Annotated in this window: 5 protein-coding genes; 4 read left to right on the top strand and 1 reads right to left on the bottom strand. The window is 53.9% G+C overall.

Features of this window, described 5'->3' with window-relative positions; translation table 11 throughout:
- Window positions 1-4: 4 nt before the first annotated feature.
- Window positions 5-2,194: a fatty acid oxidation complex subunit alpha FadB gene (gene fadB, locus V5P19_RS21405; RefSeq protein WP_334407304.1), complete on the bottom strand. Its 2,190-nt coding sequence runs from the start codon at window positions 2,192-2,194 to the stop codon at window positions 5-7.
- Between the two features lie 190 nt (window positions 2,195-2,384).
- Here fadB and pepQ point away from each other — a divergent pair, with 190 nt between their 5' ends.
- From pepQ to hemG, 4 genes are read left to right on the top strand one after another with little or no spacing between them, the layout of a single operon-like run.
- Entirely contained in the window at window positions 2,385-3,716 is a 1,332-nt protein-coding gene (gene pepQ / locus V5P19_RS21410) for a Xaa-Pro dipeptidase (RefSeq protein WP_334407320.1), read from the top strand.
- A complete protein-coding gene (locus V5P19_RS21415; protein ID WP_334407306.1) occupies window positions 3,716-4,330 on the top strand; it encodes an IMPACT family protein in 615 nt (204 codons plus the stop codon). Before pepQ ends, V5P19_RS21415 begins: the two co-directional genes overlap by 1 nt.
- A 39-nt stretch (window positions 4,331-4,369) precedes the next feature.
- Window positions 4,370-5,821, top strand: a complete 1,452-nt coding sequence (gene trkH / locus V5P19_RS21420) for a Trk system potassium transporter TrkH (protein ID WP_334407308.1) — start codon at window positions 4,370-4,372, stop codon at window positions 5,819-5,821.
- Window positions 5,822-5,831: 10 nt separating this feature from the next.
- Complete coding sequence (gene hemG / locus V5P19_RS21425) at window positions 5,832-6,377, top strand: menaquinone-dependent protoporphyrinogen IX dehydrogenase (RefSeq protein ID WP_334407310.1); 546 nt, start codon at window positions 5,832-5,834, stop codon at window positions 6,375-6,377.
- The last annotated feature ends 219 nt before the right edge of the window (window positions 6,378-6,596 follow it).

Consider the following 6,596-nt stretch of genomic DNA (forward strand, 5'->3'; position numbering starts at 1 on the left):
CTCCTTAAGCCGTTTTCAGTTCACCAACCGGGCGGGCTGGCTCAACTGAGGGATAATAGGGTTCGTTATGGCGCGCTTTATTGCGCAGACCTTCCGGCACCTCATACAGCGGGCCGAGGTGTTGATACTGCTGAGCCATATCGAGATAGCGGGCGCTGCCGAGCGTATCCAGCCAGCGGAACGCACCGCCGTGGAAGGGAGGGAAGCCCAGCCCGTACACCAGCGCCATGTCGGCCTCTGCCGGGCTGGCGATAATGCTTTCTTCCAGACAGCGAACCACTTCATTGATCATGGGAATCATCATGCGGGCGACGATCTCGTCGTCAGTGAAGTCACGCTTCGGCGTACATACGTCAGCCAACAGGCTATCCACTGCTGCATCTTCTTCTTTCTTCGGTTTGCCTTTGCTGTCTTCTTTATAGCGCCAGAAGCCCACACCGTTTTTCTGACCGAATCGGCTGGCGTCGAACAGGGCGTCAATCGCGTCGCGATAATCTTTCTGCATGCGCTGTGGGAAGCCCGCCGCCATGACGGCTTGCGCGTGATGGGCAGTATCGATGCCGACCACATCCAGCAGATATGCTGGCCCCATCGGCCAGCCGAACTGTTTCTCCATCACCTTGTCGACTTTGCGGAAGTCCGCGCCGTCGCGCAGCAGTTGGCTAAACCCAGCGAAATAAGGGAACAGCACGCGGTTCACAAAGAAGCCCGGGCAGTCGTTGACCACAATCGGCGTTTTGCCCATTTTGCTGGCCCAGGCCACGACTTTGGCAATGGTGTCGTCAGAGGTTTTCTCACCCCGGATCACCTCAACCAGCGGCATACGGTGCACCGGGTTAAAGAAGTGCATACCGCAGAAGTTTTCCGGGCGCTTCAACACGCTCGCCAGCTCGCCAATCGGAATAGTGGAGGTGTTTGACGCCAGCACGGTCTCCGGACGAACCTTGTCTTCGGTTTCGGCCAACACCGCTTTCTTGACTTTCGGGTTCTCAACGACGGCTTCAACCACCACATCTACGCGGTCGAAACCGCTGTAATCCAGCGTTGGCTTAATGGTGGAAATCACGCCAGAGAGTTTGAGTCCGTCAATTTTTCCGCGTTCCAGCTGTTTATTCAGCAGCTTAGCGGCTTCAGTCATCCCAAGCGTCAGGGATTTCTCGTTGATATCTTTCATCACCACCGGTACGCCTTTCCAGGCTGACTGGTAGGCAATGCCGCCGCCCATAATGCCCGCGCCGAGTACCGCCGCGTGTTTTGGCGTCTCAACGCTTTTAGTGAGCTGTTTAGCCTTGCCTTTAACGAACTGATCGTTGAGGAAGATACCAACCAGCGCGCGGGCTTCATTGGTATGCGCCAGCGGAACAAAGCTCTGGTTTTCAAGTTTCAGGGCTTCATCACGGCCCAGACGGGCAGCGGCTTCAATGGTTTTCACCGCGGTAATCGGCGCTGGATAGTGTTTCCCTGCCGTCTGCATTACCATACCTTTGGCAATGGTAAAGCTCATGGTGGCTTCTATTTTACTGAGCTTTAATGGCTCCAGCTTCGGCTGACGTTTGGCTTTCCAGTCGAGATCGCCGTTGATTGCCTGGCGCAAAATCGCGATTGAACCCTCAACCAGTTTTTCAGGTTTTACCACGCCATCCACCAGGCCGATTTTCAGTGCCTGTTCCGCGCCGACATCTTTGCCGGCGGCAATGATTTCGAGAGCGCTATCGGCACCCAGCATGCGTGGCATACGTACGGAACCGCCAAAGCCGGGCATGATACCCAGTTTGGTTTCCGGCAGCCCGATACGCAGGTCTGGCGTAGCCAGGCGGTAGTCGGTCGCCAGGACACATTCACAGCCACCGCCCAGCGCGTAGCCGTTAACGGCGGAGATCGTTGGAACAGGCAAATCTTCCAGACGATTAAAGACGCTGTTAGCAAAGTGCAGCCATTGGCTAAGCTGTTCTTCCGGAACCAGGAACAGCGATAGGAATTCGGTGATATCGGCACCGACAATAAAGGCCGCTTTGTTCGAGCGCAGCAGCAGCCCTTTTAATTCAGATTGTTTTTCAAGTACATCCAGCGCCTGGCCAAGACTGGCCACCGTCGCGGTATCGAGCTTGTTCACTGAGCCGGGGGCATCGAACACCAGTTCGGCAATGCCATCTTCCAGCCAGTTAAGATATAGGGTGTTGCCTTTGTAGAGCATGTCAGTCTCCTGAATCCAGCAAGTGGATCTGGTCATACCAGATGAGTCGGAGTGTGGGATTTATGTTAATAAAATGCAAATTACTCATTAAGAAATTGCTGCATTGATCACGGTCGGTGGAAATCACGCAGTCGGAGACAGGTGTGCTAAGATGCGATGACTTGAGCTCAAGAAAACGTAAGGATGAATGATGGACTCACTGGCTTCGCTTTATAAAAATCATATCGTTACCCTACAGGAACGTACCCGTGATGTACTGGCGCGCTTTAAGCTGGATGCCCTGCTGATCCACTCCGGCGAGCTGATGAATACGTTTCTTGATGACCATGCGTATCCGTTTAAGGTCAACCCGCAGTTTAAAGCCTGGGTACCGGTAACTCAGGTGCCAAATTGCTGGTTGCTGGTAGATGGTGTGAACAAGCCGAAACTGTGGTTCTATCTGCCGGTCGATTACTGGCACAACGTGGAACCGCTGCCAACCAGCTTCTGGACGGAAGAAGTGGACGTTATTGCGTTGCCAAAAGCCGACGGCATTGGCAGCCAGCTGCCAGCCGCGCGTGGCAATATCGGCTACATTGGTCCGGTTCCGGAGCGAGCCTTAGGTCTGGATATTTCAGCGGATAAACTCAATCCTAAAGGCGTGTTGGATTACCTGCACTACTATCGTTCCTATAAAACCGACTACGAACTTTACTGCATGCGTGAAGCGCAGAAAACAGCGGTTAACGGCCACCGCGCAGCGCATGAAGCGTTCCAGTCCGGGATGAGCGAGTTCGATATTAATCAGGCCTACCTGACGGCAACCGGTCACCGTGATACTGACGTGCCATACAGCAACATTGTCGCGCTGAATGAGCATGCGTCCGTTCTGCACTACACCAAACTCGATCACCATGTGCCGTCTGAGATGCGTAGCTTCTTGCTGGATGCTGGCGCAGAGTACAACGGCTATGCGGCTGATCTAACCCGCACTTGGGCAGCAAATGGGGATACCGATTTTGCGCAGCTGATCAAAGACGTCAATGATGAGCAACTGGCGCTTATCGGCACCATGAAAGCGGGAACCCGCTATGTGGACTACCACATCCAGTTCCATCAGCGCATCGCTAAACTGCTGCGTAAGCATCAGATTGTGAAAGACATGAGCGAAGAGGCAATGGTCGAGAACGATCTGACTGGCCCATTCATGCCGCACGGTATCGGCCATCCGCTGGGCCTGCAGGTTCACGATGTTGCGGGCTTTATGCAGGACGATACAGGCACCCACCTGGCGGCCCCGTCTAAATATCCTTACCTGCGCTGCACACGTATTCTTGAGCCGCGTATGGTGCTGACCATCGAGCCGGGCATCTACTTTATTGAGTCTCTGCTCGCCCCGTGGCGTGAAGGGCAGTTCAGCAAGCATTTCAACTGGGAAAAAATCGAAGCGTTGAAGCCGTTTGGCGGGATCCGTATCGAAGATAACGTGGTGATCCACGAAAACGGTACAGAGAATATGACGCGAGATCTGAAGCTGGCCTGATGGAAAGCTGGCTGATACCGGCTGAACCGGTCACCTTTGTTGAGGAAATCAAGAAGAGCCGTTTTATCACGCTGTTGGCGCATACCGACGGCGTGGAAGCTGCGAAGGCGTTTGTCGAGACCGTTCGTGCGCAGCATCCTGATGCGCGTCACCACTGTGTGGCGTGGGTTGCGGGGCCGCCGAACGACTCGCAGCAGCTGGGCTTTTCTGATGATGGTGAACCGGCGGGTACCGCCGGAAAACCTATGCTGTCGCAGCTAATGGGCAGTGACGTGGGTGAAATTACTGCCGTGGTGGTTCGCTACTACGGCGGCATTTTGTTAGGTACTGGCGGTCTGGTGAAGGCCTATGGCGGCGGTGTCCAGCAGGCACTTAATCTGCTGGTCACCACCCGCAAAACGCCACTGACCGAATATACTTTACTGTGCGATTACGCCCAGCTCTCGGGCATAGAAACGCTGCTCAAACAATTTAACGGTGTGATTGCGCACAGTGATTACCAAGCGGCGGTGCAATTACGCGTGGCGCTTCCGCAGGCGGAACTGGCTGCTTTTTCAGCAAAGCTTGCTGATTTTAGTCGTGGTTCGTTGCAATTGCTGCCGATTGAAGAATAATCCCCACCTCACTTTTTGAATACCAAAGGAAGCGGCAGAATGCATTTTCGTGCCATAACCCGAATCGTTGGACTGCTGGTCATACTCTTTTCCGGGACGATGATTCTCCCTGGGCTGGTGGCACTTATCTACCGGGACGGCGCGGGGCGAGCATTTACCCAGACCTTCTTTGCCGCGCTGGCGATTGGCTCGCTGCTGTGGTGGCCGAATCGTCGCGAAAAAGGTGAGCTAAAATCCCGCGAAGGGTTTTTGATTGTTGTTCTGTTCTGGACGGTGCTGGGAAGCGTCGGTTCGCTGCCCTTTATCTTCTCTGAACAACCCAACCTCAGCGTCACCGATGCGTTTTTTGAGTCGTTCTCCGGCCTGACAACCACCGGGGCGACCACGCTGGTGGGGCTAGATTCGCTCCCACATGCCATTCTCTTTTATCGCCAGATGCTACAGTGGTTCGGCGGGATGGGGATCATCGTGCTGGCGGTGGCCATTTTGCCTATTCTGGGGGTAGGGGGAATGCAGCTCTATCGCGCAGAAATGCCCGGGCCTCTTAAAGATAATAAAATGCGCCCGCGTATTGCCGAGACGGCGAAGACCCTGTGGCTTATTTATGTCTTGTTGACGATAGCTTGCGCGCTGGCACTGTGGTTTGCAGGCATGCCCGCTTTCGATGCGATTGGGCACAGCTTTGCAACTATTGCTATCGGTGGGTTCTCTACCCACGATGCCAGCGTGGGCTACTTCGACAGTCCAACGATTAACACCATTATTGCCATTTTCCTGCTGATCTCCGGTTGCAACTATGGTTTGCACTTCTCGTTACTGAGTGGGCGCAGCCTGAAAGTGTACTGGCGCGATCCCGAATTCCGCATGTTTATTGGCGTCCAACTGACGCTGGTGATTATCTGCACCCTGGTGCTGTGGTTCCATGATGTCTACAGCTCGGCGGTGACGACGTTAAACCAGGCCTTCTTCCAGGTCGTGTCGATGGCAACCACTGCCGGCTTTACCACTGACAGCATTGCGCGGTGGCCGCTCTTTTTGCCGGTGTTGCTGCTGTGCTCTGCGTTTATTGGTGGCTGTGCAGGGTCAACGGGCGGTGGCCTGAAGGTGATTCGTATTCTGCTGCTGTTTAAACAGGGGAACCGTGAGCTGAAACGTCTGGTGCATCCGAATGCGGTCTACAGTATTAAACTGGGCAATCGTGCTCTGCCGGAACGTATCCTCGAAGCGGTGTGGGGCTTTTTCTCGGCGTATGCCCTGGTCTTTATCGTCAGTATGCTGGCGATTATCGCGACAGGGGTGGATGATTTTTCCGCCTTTGCTTCCGTGGTGGCAACGCTGAATAACCTGGGGCCTGGGCTGGGCGTCGTGGCAGATAACTTTGCCAGCATGAACCCGGTTGCGAAGTGGATCTTAATTGCCAATATGCTGTTTGGTCGTCTTGAGGTCTTTACGCTACTGGTGCTGTTCACCCCAACATTCTGGCGCGAGTAAGGAGTCGTCGGTGAAAACACTTATTCTTTTCTCTACCCGAGACGGGCAAACACGTGAGATTGCGTCTTATCTGGCGTCTGAATTAAAAGAGCTGGGCATCTACTCGGATGTGGTAAACCTGAATCGTACGGAGCAGGTAGTCTGGCAGGATTACGATCGCGTGGTTATTGGCGCCTCTATTCGTTATGGTCATTTCCATCCTGCACTGGATCGTTTTGTGAAAAAGCATTCGTCGGTGCTCAATTCGCTACCCGGCGCGTTTTACTCGGTAAACCTGGTCGCTCGTAAAGCGGAGAAGCGCACACCCCAGACCAATAGTTATACGCGTAAGTTCTTGTTGAGTTCACCGTGGCAGCCAACTTTGTGCGCTGTATTTGCTGGCGCGCTGCGTTATCCACGTTATCGCTGGTACGACCGCTTCATGATCCGCCTGATCATGAAGATGACCGGCGGTGAAACAGATACGCGTAAGGAAGTGGTTTATACCGATTGGCCGCAGGTAGCGAGTTTTGCGCGTGAAATCGCACATTTAACGGGCGATTCGCGGGTTAAATAAGCGTGAAGTTTGAAAAGTGAGCGAACGAAAAGTTTTTTGTATTTTATGCTTGTCACTTCGGAATAACTCCCTATAATGCGCCTCCACTGACACGGAACAACGGCTTGCAGGCCGCCGGGTTAGCGGTGTTCAGAGATGAACACCAACAGAGAAAAGCGAAAATAAGCGCTTGACTCTGAATGAGGAAAACGTATTATACGGGACCTCGCAACGGTGAGC

It is taken from the genome of Enterobacter sp. UNJFSC 003 (assembly GCF_036903355.1).
Classification (GTDB): Bacteria; Pseudomonadota; Gammaproteobacteria; order Enterobacterales; family Enterobacteriaceae; genus Enterobacter.